This is a genomic window from Nocardia yamanashiensis NBRC 100130, assembly GCF_001613325.1.
In the GTDB taxonomy this organism is placed as follows: domain Bacteria; phylum Actinomycetota; class Actinomycetes; order Mycobacteriales; family Mycobacteriaceae; genus Nocardia; species Nocardia yamanashiensis.
In genome coordinates, this window is sequence record NZ_BDCD01000018.1 from 242,831 (window position 1) to 260,248 (window position 17,418).

The 17,418-nt window shown below is 67.4% G+C and carries 14 protein-coding genes and 1 tRNA gene; 8 read left to right on the forward strand and 7 right to left on the reverse strand.

What is annotated here, in order from left to right; translation table 11 throughout:
* Positions 1–58 precede the first annotated feature (58 nt).
* Positions 59–709 (forward strand): TetR/AcrR family transcriptional regulator, encoded by a 651-nt coding sequence (locus tag NY1_RS21325; RefSeq protein ID WP_067716104.1) that lies wholly within the window; start codon positions 59–61, stop codon positions 707–709.
* A 110-nt stretch (positions 710–819) separates the two neighbouring features.
* Positions 820–1,683, forward strand: a complete 864-nt coding sequence (locus NY1_RS21330) for an SGNH/GDSL hydrolase family protein (protein ID WP_067716106.1) — start codon at positions 820–822, stop codon at positions 1,681–1,683.
* A gap of 62 nt (positions 1,684–1,745) precedes the next feature.
* On the opposite strand, the gene NY1_RS21335 is transcribed toward NY1_RS21330, so the two are convergent.
* Positions 1,746–1,819: transfer RNA gene (locus NY1_RS21335), tRNA-Met, on the reverse strand.
* Between the two features lie 499 nt (positions 1,820–2,318).
* Between NY1_RS21335 and NY1_RS21340 the strand changes: the two genes are divergently transcribed.
* Positions 2,319–2,846: a transglycosylase family protein gene (locus NY1_RS21340; RefSeq protein WP_067716109.1), complete on the forward strand. Its 528-nt coding sequence runs from the start codon at positions 2,319–2,321 to the stop codon at positions 2,844–2,846.
* A 94-nt stretch (positions 2,847–2,940) separates the two neighbouring features.
* Here NY1_RS21340 and NY1_RS21345 read toward each other — a convergent pair whose 3' ends face one another.
* The gene (locus NY1_RS21345; RefSeq protein ID WP_067716112.1) at positions 2,941–5,937 is read right to left on the reverse strand and encodes a UPF0182 family protein; all 2,997 of its coding nucleotides are present in this window, start codon (positions 5,935–5,937) and stop codon (positions 2,941–2,943) included.
* 223 nt (positions 5,938–6,160) lie between these two features.
* Here NY1_RS21345 and NY1_RS21350 point away from each other — a divergent pair, with 223 nt between their 5' ends.
* Positions 6,161–6,766, forward strand: a complete 606-nt coding sequence (locus NY1_RS21350) for a PPA1309 family protein (RefSeq protein ID WP_067716114.1) — start codon at positions 6,161–6,163, stop codon at positions 6,764–6,766.
* Between the two features lie 62 nt (positions 6,767–6,828).
* On the opposite strand, the gene NY1_RS21355 is transcribed toward NY1_RS21350, so the two are convergent.
* Positions 6,829–7,854 carry a YlbL family protein gene (locus tag NY1_RS21355; protein WP_067716117.1) on the reverse strand — a complete coding sequence of 342 codons (1,026 nt, stop codon included), beginning with the start codon at positions 7,852–7,854 and terminating at the stop codon, positions 6,829–6,831.
* 85 nt (positions 7,855–7,939) lie between these two features.
* Between NY1_RS21355 and NY1_RS21360 the strand changes: the two genes are divergently transcribed.
* The 3 genes from NY1_RS21360 to NY1_RS21370 all read left to right on the forward strand — a co-directional run bounded on the left by NY1_RS21360 (position 7,940) and on the right by NY1_RS21370 (position 11,878).
* Positions 7,940–9,397 carry a zinc-dependent metalloprotease gene (locus NY1_RS21360; RefSeq protein WP_067716119.1) on the forward strand — a complete coding sequence of 486 codons (1,458 nt, stop codon included), beginning with the start codon at positions 7,940–7,942 and terminating at the stop codon, positions 9,395–9,397.
* Positions 9,398–9,548: 151 nt separating this feature from the next.
* Positions 9,549–10,448: a TOMM precursor leader peptide-binding protein gene (locus NY1_RS21365; RefSeq protein WP_084535179.1), complete on the forward strand. Its 900-nt coding sequence runs from the start codon at positions 9,549–9,551 to the stop codon at positions 10,446–10,448.
* A 44-nt stretch (positions 10,449–10,492) separates the two neighbouring features.
* Positions 10,493–11,878: an ABC1 kinase family protein gene (locus NY1_RS21370; RefSeq protein ID WP_067716125.1), complete on the forward strand. Its 1,386-nt coding sequence runs from the start codon at positions 10,493–10,495 to the stop codon at positions 11,876–11,878.
* A 141-nt stretch (positions 11,879–12,019) separates the two neighbouring features.
* Here NY1_RS21370 and NY1_RS21375 read toward each other — a convergent pair whose 3' ends face one another.
* The 3 genes from NY1_RS21375 to NY1_RS21385 form a co-directional block, all read right to left on the reverse strand.
* Positions 12,020–12,253 carry a WhiB family transcriptional regulator gene (locus NY1_RS21375; RefSeq protein WP_084535181.1) on the reverse strand — a complete coding sequence of 78 codons (234 nt, stop codon included), beginning with the start codon at positions 12,251–12,253 and terminating at the stop codon, positions 12,020–12,022.
* Between the two features lie 237 nt (positions 12,254–12,490).
* Positions 12,491–12,865, reverse strand: coding sequence for a hypothetical protein (locus NY1_RS21380; RefSeq protein ID WP_067716130.1), 375 nt, complete (start codon positions 12,863–12,865; stop codon positions 12,491–12,493).
* A 170-nt stretch (positions 12,866–13,035) separates the two neighbouring features.
* Positions 13,036–15,186, reverse strand: a complete 2,151-nt coding sequence (locus NY1_RS21385) for an ATP-dependent DNA helicase UvrD2 (protein WP_233434422.1) — start codon at positions 15,184–15,186, stop codon at positions 13,036–13,038.
* A 412-nt stretch (positions 15,187–15,598) separates the two neighbouring features.
* On the opposite strand from NY1_RS21385, the gene NY1_RS21390 reads away from it, so the two are divergent.
* A complete protein-coding gene (locus NY1_RS21390) occupies positions 15,599–16,840 on the forward strand; it encodes a low temperature requirement protein A (RefSeq protein ID WP_067716135.1) in 1,242 nt (413 codons plus the stop codon).
* 79 nt (positions 16,841–16,919) lie between these two features.
* On the opposite strand, the gene NY1_RS21395 is transcribed toward NY1_RS21390, so the two are convergent.
* A complete protein-coding gene (locus tag NY1_RS21395; protein ID WP_067716308.1) occupies positions 16,920–17,393 on the reverse strand; it encodes a MarR family winged helix-turn-helix transcriptional regulator in 474 nt (157 codons plus the stop codon).
* Between the last annotated feature and the right edge of the window lie 25 nt (positions 17,394–17,418).

A 17,418-nucleotide genomic window follows, 5' to 3' on the forward strand; every position in this document is an offset into this window, starting at 1 on the left:
AATCTGGGCATACGCACAGGATGTCCGGATGGCCGGGCAGCGAACAGGTTTGGGAGGCATGGGCGGTCCCGCGCGCGAGCAACCCCGTCAGGAGCGCAGCCGGCTGCGGCGGGAGGCGCTGGTGCGCGCCGCGCTGGAGCTGATCGCCGAGGAGGGGCCGGGGGCGGTGACGCATCGGCGGGTGGCGGCGCGGGCCGGGCTGCCGGGGGCGACCACCGGGTATTTCTTCGGGTCGGTGCAGGACCTGGTCGACGAGGCCCTGGCCTTGCAGGTACACGACCGGATCTCCGAGTTCGGGCCGATGCTCGAGCAGGCGCTGGCCGCCCGGCCCACCCTCGACGAGCTGCTGCGCCTGATCGCGACCACGGCGGCCCGATCGCGGACCGCGGTGATCGCGCAGTTCCAGCTGTACCTCGATGCCGGGCGGCGGCCCGAGCTCGAAGGGCCGGTGACGCAGGCGGTCGAGCAGTTCGAGGCCCTGGCCGCGCGGGTGCTGCGGGCTTGCGGCGCGGTCGATCCCGAGGAAGCGGCCGGGCAGATCGTGGCCATGATCGATGGTTTCCTGCTGCACCGACTCGGGCGGCCGCGCAGTCGCGCCGTCGAGGCAGACTCGCTGCACCAGGCCTTGCGAGCGCTCACGCTGTCGCACGTCGCCGGGCCCGAACGAGATGCGGCCGAGCGGGTACTGCAACAGCGCGTCGGGCCCTAATCCACAGGTAGACCGTGAAGCGGCATCGATTCGGCCAGAAACCTGTACATTCGCACAGATCTGTCTAACCTGTGCGGTAGTACAGATTCAGCCCATCGAGATGAGGACACATGCGATCGGCACTCACCGGGCTCGCCGTCGCCGCGGCGACCGTCGCGACCACCTTCCTGACACCCGCCCACGCCGGCGCGGCCCCCGCTTACGCCGAATACGTCGCTCTGGGCGACTCGTTCGCCGCCGGGCCCTTCGTGCCGGTCCAGAACAGCGCGGCCGTGACCTGCCTGCAATCGTTCGACAACGGGTATCCGGCCCGGCTGGCCGCCCTCCTCGGCGTGCGATCGTTCCGCAACGTCACCTGTTCGGGTGCGAAGGCCCAGGACTTCGACAAGTCGGGCAGTGGCTGGGGACGCAGCGGGGCAGCGCAATACGACGCACTGACCGCCGAGACAGATCTGGTGACCCTGACCATCGGCGCGAACGACGCCGGACTGTTCCAGGATCTGCTCGGCTGCCTGAACCCCCTGCCGGAGCAACACGCTTCGCCCTGCGTGGACCGGTTCACCGCGGGCGGCGCCGACCAGCTGGCCGCCAAGGTGGACGCCTCCGCCGCCATCATCGGCAGCACCCTGGACGAGATCGCCCGGCGCGCCCCACGCGCCCGCATCGCGATCACCAGCTACGGCAAGTACCTGCCGCCCGGCGGCTGCCTGACCCCGACCACGCCGATCCAGCCCCGCGATGCCGACTACCTGCAGACCACCATCGACCGCCTGGGCGACCGCATCGCCGAACAGGCCGCCGCACATGGCGGGACGTTCGTGGATCTGCGTACGGCGAGCCTCGGCCACGATGCCTGTGCCGCCGCCGCGGAGCGCTGGATCGAACCGCTGGCGCCGGCGTCGCCCGCCGCGCCCTTCCATCCCAATGCCCGGGGCGGACAGGCGTTCGCGGGTTTGATCGCGGCGGCCCTGTGATGCGGTGATCGATAGAAAGGCGAAAGGCCCGGAACCTGATGGTTCCGGGCCTTTCGCTGTAGTAGCGGGGACAGGATTTGAACCTGCGACCTCTGGGTTATGAGCCCAGCGAGCTACCGAGCTGCTCCACCCCGCGTCGGTGAACACAACATTACACACGGGTCGGAGAAGGAACCAAATCGCCTGGTCAAGGGCGGGTTTCGCGGGTGTGACGAGACATTGGAACGCGATCATGGTCGATTCCGGAGGCGCCCGAAAAGGTGAATCAGAAGCGTTTCACGCGCGCGTCGACCAAAAATCGGCCGGAAAACGTGACTGATGTCACATTTTCACAGTGAATCAGGTCACATCACGGGCATATAACAGACCGTTCGGATTATGCAATTACAGCATAGCCAACCTGCATCAACGCTGTTTTTATCATCATTCGCTTCATGCAATTCTGAAGTTATCAAGACGTGATCTGCCGAGATCCAGTCGTTATCGTCAGGAGCGGCCCGGATCAAACCTGTGATGGGCTCCGACTCGAACCGCTGCACGCCGGCAACCCTGTCCCGCGGTCGAGTACCCCGACTCCTGGGGACAGGGACCGGCAGCGAATGCCGAGGTCAGCGGGCACAGGGAGGGACATCGCTATGAAACAGAACCGGAAGTTCAACACCCGCGTCCTCGGCCTCGCCGCCGTCACCGGCGCCCTTGTTGCCGTCCCGTTCGGCTTCTCCGCAACCGCTTCGGCGGCCCCGGCCCACGACTGGGACGGCGTCGCCCAGTGTGAGAGCGGCGGCAACTGGGGCATCAACACCGGCAACGGCTACTACGGCGGCCTGCAGTTCTCGCAGAGCACCTGGGCCGCGAACGGTGGCGCCGGCTCGGCGCACAATGCCAGCAAGGAAGAGCAGATCCGCGTGGCCGAGAACGTGCTCGCCACCCAGGGCGTCGGCGCTTGGCCCGTCTGCGGCCAGTACCTGCGCGAGGGCGTCTCCGAGCCGGAGCCCGTCGCTCCCGCCCCGGCCCCCGCCGCCCCGGTCCAGACCGACCGCCAGGCCATGATCGAGCAGGCCAAGAACGTCGCCGGCGATCTCGCCGACCAGTTCGGCGTCCAGGACCAGTACCAGTCGGTCCTGCAGCAGAACGCCGCTCTCATCGAGTCCTGGGGTCGCTAGTAGTACCCCCGAAACTCCTTCCCCATATCGGAAGTAGCGAAAGGCGCTGCCGTCAACGAGGACGGCAGCGCCTTTGGTTTCACTGGCGGCGGGTCTAGCCGCCGGACTTGTTGTAGGCGTCCACGGCTGTCTGCAACGCCTCCAAGGCCTTGCCCAGCTGGCCCAGATCACCCGACTTCTGCGCGGCGGTGACCGCCTTCAGCGCATCGTCGAGTTGTTTGACCGCGGCGTCGCGGCCGGTGGTGGCCGGTGGCGTGGTACCGCCCTGGTTGGGTGGGTTGGTGCCCTGGTTCGCCGGGGGCTGGGTCTGCTGCCCCGGCTGATTCGTTGCGGCGCTGCCGGTTCCGGGCAGCACCTTGTTGAGCGCTTCCTCGACCGTCGAGCCGTACCCGACCTTGTCGCGATAGCTGGCCAAGACCTTCACCAGCTGCGGGAAGGACGGGGCGTTGGTGCCGGCGGTATTGCGTTCCAGATACCAGGGTTCGATATAGAGGATGCCGCCGTCGCCGACCGGGAGCGTCAGCAGATTGCCGTACTTGATCTTGTTGACATTGCCGCCCGTCAACAGGTTCCGGTCCCTCGACACTTCATCGTTGGTTGTCATCGAGGTCTGCGTCTGGCCCGGTCCCGGTGTCTGCCTGTCGGAATCGGCGGGCAATCGCAAGACCGTCAACTTGCCGTAGTTGTCCGGATCCGAATGCGCCTGGATGTAGGCCGACAGGAAGTTGCGCTTGTAACCCACCATGACGCTGGTCAGGTTGAACGCCGCCTTGCCGGTCTTGGGATCGCCGATCAGCTGGTAGTACGGCGGCTGATGCGCACCCGCGGCCGCACCCTCCTGGGTCGGATCGTTCGGCACCGACCAGAAGGCGTTGTTGGTGAAGAACTCTCGCGGATCGTCCACGTGGTACTTCGCCAGCATCTCGCGCTGCACCTTGAACAGGTCCTCCGGGTAGCGGAAGTGCGCCCGCAGGTCAGCGCTGATGGCGCTCTCCGGCTGCACCGCGTCCGGGAACACGCCCATCCACGCCTTCAGCACCGGATCGGTCTGATCCACCTGGAACAGCTTCACCGTGCCGTCGTAGGCATCGACGGTCGCCTTCACCGAATTGCGGATGTAGGAGACCTCCTTGCGCGGCACCAGCCGGCCGGTGGTCTGGTCGATGCTGTCCTCGACCACGCCGTCCAGCGAGGTGCGCTGGGCGTACGGGTAGCTGTCGAGGGTGGTGTAGGCGTCGACGATCCAGACGATCTTCTTGTCCACCACAGCCGGGTAGACATCGCCGTCGGCGGTAAGCCACGGGGCCACCTGCTGCACGCGCTCACGCGGATTGCGATTGAAGATGATCTTCGAATCGGAACCGATGGCGCCCGAGAACAGGATGTTGCGCTCGGCGTACTTGGCCGCGAACGCGAACCGGTTGAACCAGTTGCCGATCGGCACGCCGCCCGAACCGGTGTAGGTGTACTGCGCGTCCGGCTTGTCGTACTCGCGCGGCGGCTGGTTGTTGCCGCCCACGATGGCGTAGTCGGACTCGCCCTTGGAGATCAGCTCACCGAAGTAGATGCGCGGATTGTCGACCGGGATGGCTTCCTTGTCCTTCGCGGTGAACAGGTCGCTCACCGTGGACAGGTCGCCGACATTGAAGACCGGGTAGCCGAAGCCGCCCTGACCGCCGGAGTCACTGCCCGCCGCCGCCTGCGCCTGCTGAGTGTCCTTGGGCGGAGCCTGATTCACGCGATTGGCCGGGGACGCGACGAAACCGTTGCCGTGCGTGTACACGGTGTGCTGGTTGATCCAGTCCTTCTGGTTGTCGGCCAGGTTCTGCGGCTGGAGTTCGCGCGCGGCCACCACGTAGTCGCCGACCTCGCCGTTGACCGTGTAGCGGTCGATGTCGAGGGGATCGGGGAAGCCGTAGAAGTTCTGCAGCTGCTGGTTGCGCTGAATGAAGGTGGGCGTCAGCAGGTTCGGATCCAGCACCCGGATGTTCTTGATGGTCTGCTGATCGGCCGGCACCGTCACCGGATCCTTGGTGGCCACGCCCGGATAGTCCACATAGGTGACCTTGTCCGAGGTGATCCCGTAGGCATCGCGCGTGGCAGCGATATTGCGCTCGATATAGGTGGACTCCTTGGTGGCCGCGTTCGGCCGCACCGAGAACTGCTCCACCAGCAGCGGCCATACCGCGCCGACCAGCACCGAGGACAGCACCAGCAGCACCGCCGCCATGGCCGGAATCCGCAAGTCGCGCAGCACGATCCCGGCGAAGAAGGCGATGGCGCAGATCACCGCGATGGACAGCAGGATCAGCTTGGCGGGCAGCACCGCGTTGATATCGGTGTACGAACCGCCGGTGAAGGTCGGCTCCTTGCGCGTACTCGACAGCAGCGCGTACCGGTCGAACCAGTACGCGATCGCCTTGAGCAGCACGAAGAGTCCCGCCAGCACCGCCAGCTGGATGCGCGCCGAATTGCTCAGGGTGCCCTCGCGCCCGGCCAGCCGCAGCCCGCCGAACACGTAGTGCGTCACCAGGTTCGCGAAGAACGCGATCACCACGGCGACGAACAGCCAGTTCAGGACCATGCGGTAGAAGGGCAGATCGAAGGCGTAGAAGCCGACGTCGATATTGAACTGCGGATCCTTCACGCCGAACGAGCCGCCGTGCAGGAACATCTGCACCGTGACCCAGCTCGATTGCGCCACCAGGCCCGACAGCACGCCGATCACCAGCGGGATGCCGATGCCGAACAGGCGCAGCCGGCTCATCACGGTGGTGCGGTAGCGGGCGATCGGATCACCCGGACCGCTCACCGGCACGAACACCGGGCGCGAGCGGTACGCCAGCAGCAGCGCCAGCCAGATGATGGCCGCCACCACCACGGTGACGATGAGGAACAACAGGATCCGGGTGAGCAGGACCGTGTGGTAGACACCGCGGAATCCCACCTCCCCGAACCAGAGCCAATTCGTATAGGCGTCGGTGAGCCGAGGCCCGACCAGTAACAGAGCCGCCAACGCCAAGGCCGTCACCAACAGCACACGGCTGCGTCGCGACAACGAAGGTAAGCCGGTCGGGGGGCGCATGCCCACGATGCCACTCTCCCAGGGTCCGGCGACGCCCGCGCCGGGATGACCGGCCGGTGCGCCGCAGTCCGATGATGAGTTCGGTCCCACGGGACCGTTCGCGCCCCACTCTACGTAAAACGCCCGGAATTAGAGCCTAGGGATGGGGAACTCTCCGATCCCCCGGGCGGCCAGGCACTCCGTACAGGGCCGCGGCAACCCGGTCCGGGCGCGATGCGAGGATTGTCGGGTGAACCCTGAGCAGTGGGCGGCGTCGGCCCTGTACCGGTGTATTCGCGAAGTCGCGGAGTATGTGGACGGTGAAGGATGGGACCGGGCGCCGCAGATGTTCGCCCTGGTCCCGACGGCCGACCTGGTCGCCGCCGAGCCGTCCCTGCTGGATCAGCTGGACGCGGAGAACGCATTGACTCCCATTGCGCAGGAGGCGTTCCCGGACGACGTGGCGGTGGATCGGCACGCCATGGAGGAATACCTGGCTACCACCAGCTGGCCGCCGTCGGTGGAGGGCTGTGTTCTCGTACAGCAGATCGTGGTGCTGCCGCCCGCGGCCGAACAGTCGCTGGACGAGGCCATCGCGCCGCTGCTCGCCGATGACGAAGCCGCCGATCGGGCCGGGCGGCAGGCGGCGGCCGAGCATCCGGAACGCCGGGACGCGCGGCTCTTCGCGGGCGTGCTGCGGGACGGGACTTCGCTGTCGCTGCTGCAGGTTCGGCCGACCGAGGACGAGGAGGATCCCTTCGGCGATCTCGATCTGCGCACCGCGCCCAACCTCGCCCCGAATCTCGTCGAGGCCCTCAAGCACACCCTCGAGAACGACCCCGACGAATTCGCCTGAGCGATGCCCGAACACGGATATGCCCCGCTGCACCGGCAGCGGGGCATATCCGTAGGTACTACTTACCCGCAGGTCGGGGCGTCCTTACCGGCGTTGATGTCCTCCAGCGATTGCACTGCCCCGGCGAGGTTTTCGACCTTGACCAGGCGCAGGCCGTCGGGAGTGCGCTGCACGGCCTCGTTGCAATTGGCGGCCGGGACCATGAAGGTCTCGGCGCCGGCCTCGCGCGCGGCGATCATCTTGTACTGGATGCCGCCGATCGGGCCGACCTTGCCCTCCGGATCGATGGTCCCGGTGCCCGCCACGAACTTCCCGCCCGACAGCTCCCCCGGCGTCAGCTTGTCGATCAAAGCCAGGGTGAACATGAGACCCGCTGACGGACCGCCGATTTCGGCCAGGTTGAAGTCCACCTGGATGGGCCCGCTGGCGAACTCGCCCGGCACGATGCCCAGGTAACCCTTGTTGGCGTCCTCCGGTTTGGGCGCCAGGGTCACCTCCGCGGTCTGCTCGGCGCCGTCCCGCCGGAACACCACCGGGATGGTCGTCCCCGGCTTCACCGTCGACACCGCCGCCACCACATCCTTGGCGGTCCCGATCGGCTTGCCGTCCACGCTCACCAGATCGTCGCCCTTGCGCAGCACGTCCTTGGCGGGCCCGTCGTCGAGCACCGCGCGCACCCGCACCACGGTCGGCATTTTCAGATAGCGCAATGCCGCGAGTTCGGCATTGTCTTCCGAATCCTTGAACTCCTGCTGATTGTTCTTGTCGATGGTGTCTTTCGGCACACCGGTCGGATACACCTCGGCGCGCGGCACCAGTCCGTGATCACCGTCCAGCCACAGTCCGAACGCCTCGAAGATATTCAGCCCGTCGCGAACGGAGACCGTCGTCATATTCAGATTTCCGGTGGTCGGATCGAGTTGCGCATTCTGCACCTCGACCACCTGTTTTCCGTCGACCGTGCCCAGTGTGTTGAACGTCGGCCCAGGTCCGAGCGCCACGAACGGGACGGTGACGACGCTGCCTGCGATTCCGAGCGCCAAGATCGGGATCAAGGCGGCGAGCAGGGTGAATATCCGACGGTTCACGCGGCCAAGGGTACTGGTGCGGCGGCCGAATGCCGCGTTCCGCTCGGCGGTTCGCTCACTTCCGGGCTCCAGTACCGTGGTCTCTATGACTGACTTCCCGTTCGGATTCTCGAACCGCGACGACGACCCGGAGCGCAAGCCCGGTGACGGGTCGGGCGGTTCCGGTGCGAACAACCCGTTCGGATTCGCGGTGGGCGGTCCGGGCGGCGCGGGCGGATTCGATCCGTCGCAACTCGGTCAGATGCTGAGCCAGCTCGGCGCCATGTTCTCCAGCATGGGCCAGCCGGGCGCGGCGTCCAGCGGTCCGGTGAACTACGACATCGCCAAACGCCTGGCGCGCCAGCAGCTCGGCGCGAGCGTCACGCCGCTCAGCTCGGGGGCGCGCAGTGCCGTCACCGATGCCGCGCATCTGGCGGAACTGTGGCTGGACCCGGTGACCAACTTCCCGGCGGGCGCCACCAAGACCGCGGCCTGGACGGCCAACGACTGGATCGAGGAGACGCTGCCGACCTGGAAGCGGCTCTGCGATCCGGTGGCCGAACAGGTTTCGGGCATGTGGACGGCCACGCTGCCGGCCGAGGCCAAGGAATTCGCGGCCCCGATGTTCGGAATGCTGGGCCAGATGGGCGGACTCGCCTTCGGCTCGCAGCTCGGCTCGGCGCTGGGCCAGCTCGCCAAGGAGGTGCTGACCTCCACCGATATCGGCCTGCCGCTGGGTCCCGACGGCACCGCGGCGCTGATGCCGACGGCCATCTCGGAATTCAGCGCCGGACTCGAACAGCCGGAGAGCGAGATCATGGTGTACCTGGCCGCGCGCGAGGCCGCGCATCAGCGGCTGTTCGCGCACGTGCCGTGGCTGCGCCAGCAGGTGCTGGGCGCGGTCGAGGACTACGCGCGCGGCATCAAGATGGACTTCTCGGCGATCGAACAGGCCGCGGCCGGGCTCGATCCCATGCAGCTGGCGCAGGATCCCTCCAAGCTGGAGGAACTGCTGGCGCAGGGCACCTTCGAACCGCAGACCACGCCCGAGCAGAAGGCGGCGCTGGAACGCCTGGAGACGCTGCTCGCGCTGATCGAGGGCTGGGTGGAGACCGTGGTCACCGATGCGGTGTCGGATCGGCTGCCCGGTGCGGGCGCGCTGGCCGAGACGCTGCGCCGCCGCCGCGCCACCGGCGGTCCGGCCGAGCAGACCTTCGCCACCTTGGTCGGGCTGGAATTGCGGCCGCGCAAGGTGCGGGAGGCGGCGGCGCTGTGGCGGCGGCTGACCTCCGATGCCGGGGTGGAGAAGCGGGACGGGGTCTGGGCGCATCCGGACCTGCTGCCCGATTCGAACGATCTGGATTCGCCGGCCGGGTTCATCGATTCGGTACTGGGCGGCGGGACAACGGCTTTCGACGATCCGCTGGCGCAGCTGGCCGAGACCCTGGAGCGGGAGCGGCTGGCCAAGGAAGGCAAGGCGGAGCCGGAAGGCGAGGCCGAGGGGAACTCCGGCAAGCCGGGTGAGGCCGAGGGCGACGGCGAAAAGGGCGGCAGCGCCTCCTGATACCGGAGTGCGGCTGCTCGGAACCGAGAGCTACACCGTCCGATGCCGTGCAGCGACATCGCTCGGCGAACCTGTGGATAACCCGCGAAAGCGCTGATGAACAAGCGTTTTCGCGGGATTTTCCGTTTTGCGGGCGGCGCACACTGGCGGCATGACCAAGCTCGCCGGGACCCGCGGACCGCTTTTGCATCCTCGAATCACCGTGTTGCACCGGCCGGACGGGGCCGTGCAGCTGGGGTGGGATGCGGGTACCGCCGTGCTGTTGCGGCCGCCGGGTCCACCGCATGCCGGGCCAGCGTTTCTGGCGTTGCTCGACGGGATGCACACCGCGCCCGAAATCTCTTGGCGGGCACACGCATTGGGCATCGATTCCGAGGCGACCCGGGCATTGCTCGCCGCGCTGGACGCGGCGGGACTATTGGCACATAAGGCGGTCCGTTCGCGGCTGCGGCGGGTGACCGTGCACGGGCGCGGGCCACTGGCTGACCGCATGCTCGACGGGCTGGGTCGAATGGGGTTGCGGCCCCGGCATATTCGCGAATACCCGAACGAATGCCCGGAGACGGACCCGCCCGATCTGGTCGTACTGACCGATGCCTTGATGCCGGAACCCGGCCTGATCCGGGACCTGATGCGCGAGCGCGTTCCGCACCTGTCGCTGAGCATTCGTGACGGTCACGGGGTAATCGGCCCGCTGGTACTGCCGGGCGAGACCAGCTGTCTGCGCTGCGCGGATCTGCACCGCCGCGATCGCGATCCGGACTGGCCGCTGCTGGCCGCGCAATTGCTGGGGCGGGTGGGTTGCGCGCCGCTTCCGGACCTCGACGCGACGGCCGCCGTGGCGCTCAAGGAGATCGACACGATCGCTTACAGCGGCGGCGATCACGCACCCGCGACCTTGGACACCACCCTCGAACTGGACCTCGATTCTCACCGTCTCGAGCGCCGGGCCTGGACTCCGCACCCGCGCTGTGACTTCTGCGCGGAGTGCGATTCGCGGCCACGACCGGGCCCGGAATCGCACGATGATAGCCACGGGAGCGGAATGTGATGGATACCACTGGCGTCCATGACCCGCGAGAACGCCCAATTCCCATGGCACTCCGTCTGAGACATCGGCATGATGGGGACGTGTCAGAGATTGTGAGCCGGCGCTCCTCCCGCAATGCCAAGTTGGCCAAGATTCCGCTCGGCATCGCCGGACGAGCGGCCGTGGGATTCGGTCGCAAGCTGGCCGGGGGCGACAAAAAAGAAATCAACGCCGAACTCAACCAGAAGGCCGCCGAACAGCTGTTCGCGGTGCTCGGTGAGCTCAAAGGCGGGGCCATGAAATTCGGCCAGGCGCTGTCGGTGATGGAAGCCGCCGTACCGGAGGAGTTCGGCGAGCACTATCGCGAGGCGCTGACCAAACTGCAGGCCGCCGCACCGCCCATGCCCGCCGCCGCGGTGCACCGGCAGCTCGACCAGCAGCTGGGAACCGGCTGGCGGCAACGATTCCGGCATTTCGACGATGAGCCGACCGCGTCGGCGAGTATCGGCCAGGTGCACAAGGCAGAGTGGTCCGACGGGCGCATCGTCGCGGTGAAGGTGCAGTACCCGGGCGCGGACGAAGCTCTGCGCGCGGATCTGAAGACCTTGAACCGCATGGCCTCGGTGATCAGCTCGGTGATTCCGGGCCAGGATGTGAAGCCGGTGCTCGCGGAGATCAGCGAGCGCACCGAGGAGGAACTCGACTACCGCATCGAGGCCGGGCATCAGCGCCAGTTCGCCAAGGCTTTCGACGGGCATCCGCGGTTCCTGGTGCCGAAGGTGGTGGCGAGCGCGCCCAAGGTGATCGTCACCGAATGGCTGGACAGCGTCGGCTCGGTGGCCTCGGTCATCAAACAGGGCCAGGAGGATCCCGCGGGCACCGTGGAACTCCGCAATCGGGTCGCCACGCTGATGGGTGAATTCCATTTCAGCTCACCGGCGATCGCGGGGCTGCTGCACGCCGACCCGCATCCCGGTAATTTCATGGTCCTCGCGGACGGCCGCCTCGCGGTCATCGACTACGGCGCCTGCGCCCCACTGCCGAATGGTTTCCCGCCCATTCTCGGTCAGATGGTGGCCCTGGAAGTCGAGCAGCGCTACGACGAACTGGTCGAGCTCATGTACGCCAACGGCTGGGTCATTCCGGGCAAAACGGTGACGCACGAGGAAATTCAGAACTACCTGCGCCCCTTCACCGATCCCATCAAGGACCAGACCTTCCACTTCACCCGCAAGTGGATGCAGCGCGTCGCAGGCAAAGCCACCGACATCTCCAACTCCGACATGATGAAAACCGCTCGCGCCCTGCAACTCCCGGCCGAGCACATCATGATCTTCCGCGTCCTCGGCGGTTCCGTAGGCATCTGCGCCCAACTCGACGCCGAAGTCCCTTTTATGAAACTCATGGAAGACTGGGTCCCTGGCTACAAGGAATACCGCACGGCCAGCTGAAAGTCGCTGAACACCAGGGGGTTCGGGGGCGAAGCCCCTGAGAGCTACGAGAGTTGTTCAAACCCCTTGTTACGCAAAACGACCCGCTTACCGAGTGGTAAGCGGGTCGTATGCGTGCTATGCCCCCCGATGCGGGGCGGCTCATGCCACCGCGACCTTGCGCGGGCGACCACGCGGGCGCTTGCGGGCGATCACGACACCCTGGTCGAAGATCTCACCGCCCCAAACACCCCAAGGCTCGGCACGATCCAGCGCGGCGGACAGGCAGCCCTTCTGGATCGGGCAGCTGGCGCACAGCGCCTTCGCCTCTTCCAGCTGGGCGGGGGCCTCGGCGAACCACAGGTCCGGGTTGCCGACTCGGCAAGGCAGGGTCATGGTGACTCCCCGGCGAACGCGGGTAGTGGGGGCCACGGTGTTGCGGCATGTCACGCGGTCACGGGTAACCGTGTTGGACACGTCGTGCTCCTTCAGCTCGTGCAGCGGTCTTTGTCTTGTGGAGGACAGCTGTCTTGTCTTCCGCGAAACCGGTGCCGGTGGCTGAGGTGCCGATAAAACTATGGCCACGGTTTCGCTTCGAGGCGATCCGTGGCCAAAAGGTCCGGGAGGTTATCCCTACCTGAGTCGACTTCGGTGTCGACTCTTGATCACGGTCGCTGAGTGGGTACGGGGGCGGGCTGCCAGCAGATGGGCCGGCTCGAAGGCTCCGGCTTCTGCTACGTCGGCGCCGGTGCTCGCATATGCGAACGACGGCTGCCAGCCACCCATGGGCTTGTCCTGCTTCATAACGATCTGCTTGTCCCCTTGGACTTTGCTTGCAAAGACCTGAAGACCAAGATCGCCGCCGAGGCTGGACAGACGAATCCCCTGAATGCGGCTATCGCTGGCCGCGAGGATGCGCCGGGAGGCGGAAACGACGGACATGACGGACGTCGAATTGACATCGCAGACGCGAGCGCCGTTCAACCCGAAGTTCACGGTGCTGTTCATCGTTCTGCCTCCTTCCTCTACTCAATGCCGATGGTGTCTGTGCGCGCCGGGAGTACCCCGGTGCATGTGAACGACTCTAGGTAGTCATACGGATGCGCACAACCTATTTTTGACCAGCGGTTTTATGGTCTTGCGCACGAGTGCTGTATGCCCCCACGCTGTCGTGCGACCTAGGACGAATCGCGGAGGCGGGATTTGACGATGGCGAGTACGTCGGCGCCGTAGGTTTGCAGTTTCTTCGCGCCGATGCCGGGGATGGCGACCAGGGCGCGGTCGTCGGTGGGGCGTTGTTCGGCGATGGCGGTCAGGGTGGTGTCGCTGAAGACGACGAAATGCGGGAGGGACAGTTCGTCGGCTTTGTCCTTGCGCCAGTCCTGGAGGGCGCCGAGCAGTTCCTGGTCGACGTCGGAGGGGCAGCGGGAGCAGCGGCCGAGCATGGTGGCGGCGGTGGTGAGCAGGGGGCGGCCGCAGATGCGGCAGCCGGGGAGCACCTTTTTGGGGCCGCGTCGTTCGGTGGTGTGGGAGGCGATGCGGGAGGCGGGCGAGTCGTCGGGGACCAGGCCGATGAGGAAGCGGGAGCGGCGGCGGATCTTGCGGCCGCCGGCCGAACGCGCCAGCGCCCAGGACAGGTGGAGGTGTTCGCGGGCGCGGGTGACGCCGACGTAGAGCAGGCGGCGTTCCTCTTCGAGGGCGGCCTCGTCGGAAACCGTTGCGTCCGGGCCGAGTACGTGCTGGATGGGCATGGTGCCGTCGGCCAGGCCGACCAGGAACACGGCATCCCACTCCAGGCCCTTGGCGGCGTGCAGGGAGGCCAGGGTGACGCCCTGCACGGTCGGTGGGTGCCGGGATTCGGCGCGGGCGGCGAGTTCGCGCAGCAGGCCGGTCAGGTCCAGGTCCGAATCCTGTTCGGCCAGTTCCTCGGTCAGTTCCACCAGGGCGACCAGTGAGTTCCAGCGCTCGCGCGCCTGTACGCCGACGGGTTCTTCCTTGGTGAGGCCGAGTTTGGCCAGGGCCGCGCGGACTAAGGTGACCAGGTTCGCGCCGCGGGCATCGGGCAGGTCGTCGCGGGCGGCGGTCTTGCGGAGTTCCTGGACCGCCTGCCGCACCTCGCCGCGGTTGAAGAACCCTTCGCCGCCGCGCACCTGGTAGGCGATGCCGGCTTCGGTGAGCGCCTGCTCGTACACCTCGGATTGCGCGTTGATGCGGTAGAGCACCGCGATCTCGGCTGCGGGAACACCCTTTTCGAGCAGTTTCCCGATGGCCTTGGCGACCGCGGCGGCTTCGGCGGGTTCGTCGTCGTATTCGGCGAAGGCCGGTTCCGGGCCGTCGGCGCGCTGGCCGATCAATTGCAGCCTGGTGCCCGCGATACGGCCGCGGGCGGCCCCGATCACGCGGTTGGCCAGCGAGACGACCTGCGGTGTGGAGCGGTAGTCGCGTTCCAGCCGGACCACGGTCGCCTCGGGGAAGCGGCGTGAGAAGTCCAGCAGGTAGGCCGGACTCGCGCCCGTGAAGGAGTAGATGGTCTGGTTGGCGTCGCCGACGACGGTCAGATCGTCGCGCTCGCCGAGCCAGGCGTCGAGCACCCGCTGCTGGAGCGGCGTGACGTCCTGGTACTCGTCCACGACGAAACACCGGTAGCGCCCGCGGAACTCCTCGGCGACCGAGGTGAAGTCCTCGAGCGCCGCGGCGGTGTGCAGCAGCAGATCGTCGAAGTCGAGCAGCAGACCGTCGGGTGTGGTCTTCAAGGATTCGTACCCCGAGTAGACGGCCGCGACCTTGGCCGCGTCGTAGGGCGCGTCCCGATGCAGCCGCGCCACCGCCGAGGCGTAATCCTCCGGCGCGATGAGCGAGCCCTTGGCCCATTCGATTTCACTGGTCAGGTCCCGCAGGCTGTCGGTGTCGGTGGACAGCCCCGCCCCGCGCGCCGCCTGCGCCACGATCGGAAACTTGCTGTCGATCAACCGCCACGGCACATCCCCCACCACCTGCGGCCAGAAGTACTTCAACTGCCGCAGCGCCGCCGCGTGAAAGGTGCGCGCCTGCACCTGCCCCGCCTCACCGGCCAGCCCCAGCGCCCGCAGCCGATTCCGCAGCTCCCCCGCCGCCCGCGCCGTGAACGTCACCGACAACACCTGATCGGCTCGCACATGCCCCGCCGACACCAGATGCGCGATCCGATGCGTAATGGTCCGCGTCTTCCCCGTCCCCGCCCCCGCCAGCACACACACCGGCCCACGCGGCGCACGCACCGCCGCAGCCTGCTCGGCATCGAGCTCGTCGAGCCGAAGCGTGGAGGTCGTCGCGGCAGTCACGCGCACCATCATGACAGCCGGGTCCGACAGGGCGCCCCCGATCCCACCCCGCCCCCGCGCCACGCCCGGCCGGTCCCGGTGTCATATCGGCATGTCGCGGACCCGAATCGGAGAGCGGCGGTGAGTCCCCGGCCAAAAGCACGCCGGGATGACAAGGGGAAGCGCACACCGGCCGACGGAAGGCACGCATGCCGGACTGATATAGAGACCGCAGGCCGAGCCGACACAAGACACGCACGCCAAGCCGACGGGCCGCCACACACCAAGCTGACGAAGGACACGCACGCCAGGCTGGCGGGAAGGTGCGGGTGAGGGGTTCGAGGGCCTGAGGCGTGCGGGGCCGAGGGGTGGGTGGGATTTCGGGACGGTGGGTCGGTGTTGCCAACCGGCGAACGGGTGGCGGGCGGGTTAGCGTGCGGTCGTGGTGAACGAGACACGGGCCGAGGGTGGCGCGACCCATGAGCGGCATGCGAGTTGGATCGAGTTGTTCTTCGATCTGGTCGCGGTGGCGGGGATCGGGCAGTTGACGCATCTGCTGCACAAGGGGCCGGGGTTGGGGGACTTCGGGTTGTATGTGGTGCTTTATCTGGCGTTTTGGATGGTGTGGGCGTGTATCACGCTGTACGGGAACATCAGCCGGGGGCAGGCTCGGGTGGGGTTGATGCTGGCGGCCATGCTGGGGTTCGGGTTGATGGCGGCGGCGGTGGCGGGGATTCCGGAGCGGCATGCGACGACGTTCGCGGCCGTGTATGTGATCGTGCGGATCGGGTCGGCGCAGGCGTTCGGGCGCGGGCGGTTCGTGGTGGATTGGCCGACCGTGCAGTTCACGGTGGGGGTGCTGCCGTGGATCGCGTCGTTGTGGGTGGGCGAGCCGGGCAAGTACTGGTTGTGGGTGATCGGGCTGGGGCTGGATCTGTGGATCATGTTCGCGATCAGCGGTGAGCGGATGCTGGCGGGCGCGCGGGAGCATTTCGAACGGCGGCTGGCCAAGCTGCGCAAGTCGCCGCGGTTCGACGCGGGGCGGGTGCCGGAATTCCAAGCGCTGCATGCCGATCCGGCGCATCTGGGCGAACGCCTCGGGCTGTACGTGATCATCGTGCTGGGCGAGGGCGTGATCGCGGTGATCGGCGCGGTGGGCGGGGTGCGGTGGAATGCGACCGTGCTGGGTCTCGGGTTCGCCGCGTTCGTGATCCTGGCGGGGTTGTGGGCGCTGACATTGCTGTACGGGTTCATCCCGCGCCTGATGACCGAGCAGGTGGTGCCGGGTGCGGTGCCGTGGCAGCGGATCATGCTCACCCACTGCGCCATCACCGGTGCGCTCGCGACGCTGGCGGCCGGGCTGGGGTTGGCCATCGAACACGCCGAGGGACATCTGACCACCGGTATCGCCTGGTCGTTGTGCGGCGGCGCGGCAGCCTATTTCGTGATCGCGGCGGTGAGCGCGCTGCGCAGCGGGGTGGGCTGGCGCTGGACGCTGGCCTGGCCGATCCCGTGCGCGATCCTGGCGCTCGGATTGGGTGCGATCGGCGCCCACCTCACCGCGCTCCCCCTGGTCTGCGGTGTCGCGGCACTCGTGGTCTGGCCGCTGCTCTGGGAGACCTGGGCCGCGGGTAAATGGGGCCGCTCGGACCGGCGGCGGCCGAACAGCGGTGCGCCCGCCTGAGACGCGTGGCCTGAGCCCGAGCGCCGGCTCGACCGTCACCGGCTCACGCGCGTTCGTCGGCTCAGTCGGGTTCGCCGGCTCAGTCGCGGTCGCGCAAGCGCCGGAGGTCCGTGGTGAACCGCGGAATAGCGGCTCCCAGGGGTGCGAAGAACTCGCGATCGCAGGCTTCGACGGCCGTGATCGCGCGATTGACCAGCGCCGCACCGGTTTCCGTGGGCACCAGCGATTTCGCCCGCCGATCGGTGGGGTGATCGCGCCGCTCGATCAACCCCTTCTGTTCCAGCGCCCGCAGCACCTGCGAGGTCATCATCGGATCGGTGGCCGCGTGCCCGGCCAGATCGCGCTGCATCACCGGCTCCCCGCCGGACCGCCCGGTGTGCCAGGTCAGGGAGGCGAGCAGCACGAATTGCACATGGGTGAGATCGAACGGCGCGAGCGCCGCGCGCTGGGCGGCCTGCCAGCGATTGGTCACCTGCCACAGCAACAGCCCGGGACTCTCGTCGGCGTTCTCGAAATCGGTGTGCAGTCCCTGATTTCCATCGTGCGCCGTCACCGCCCGACCATAGCGCGGGCCGGGC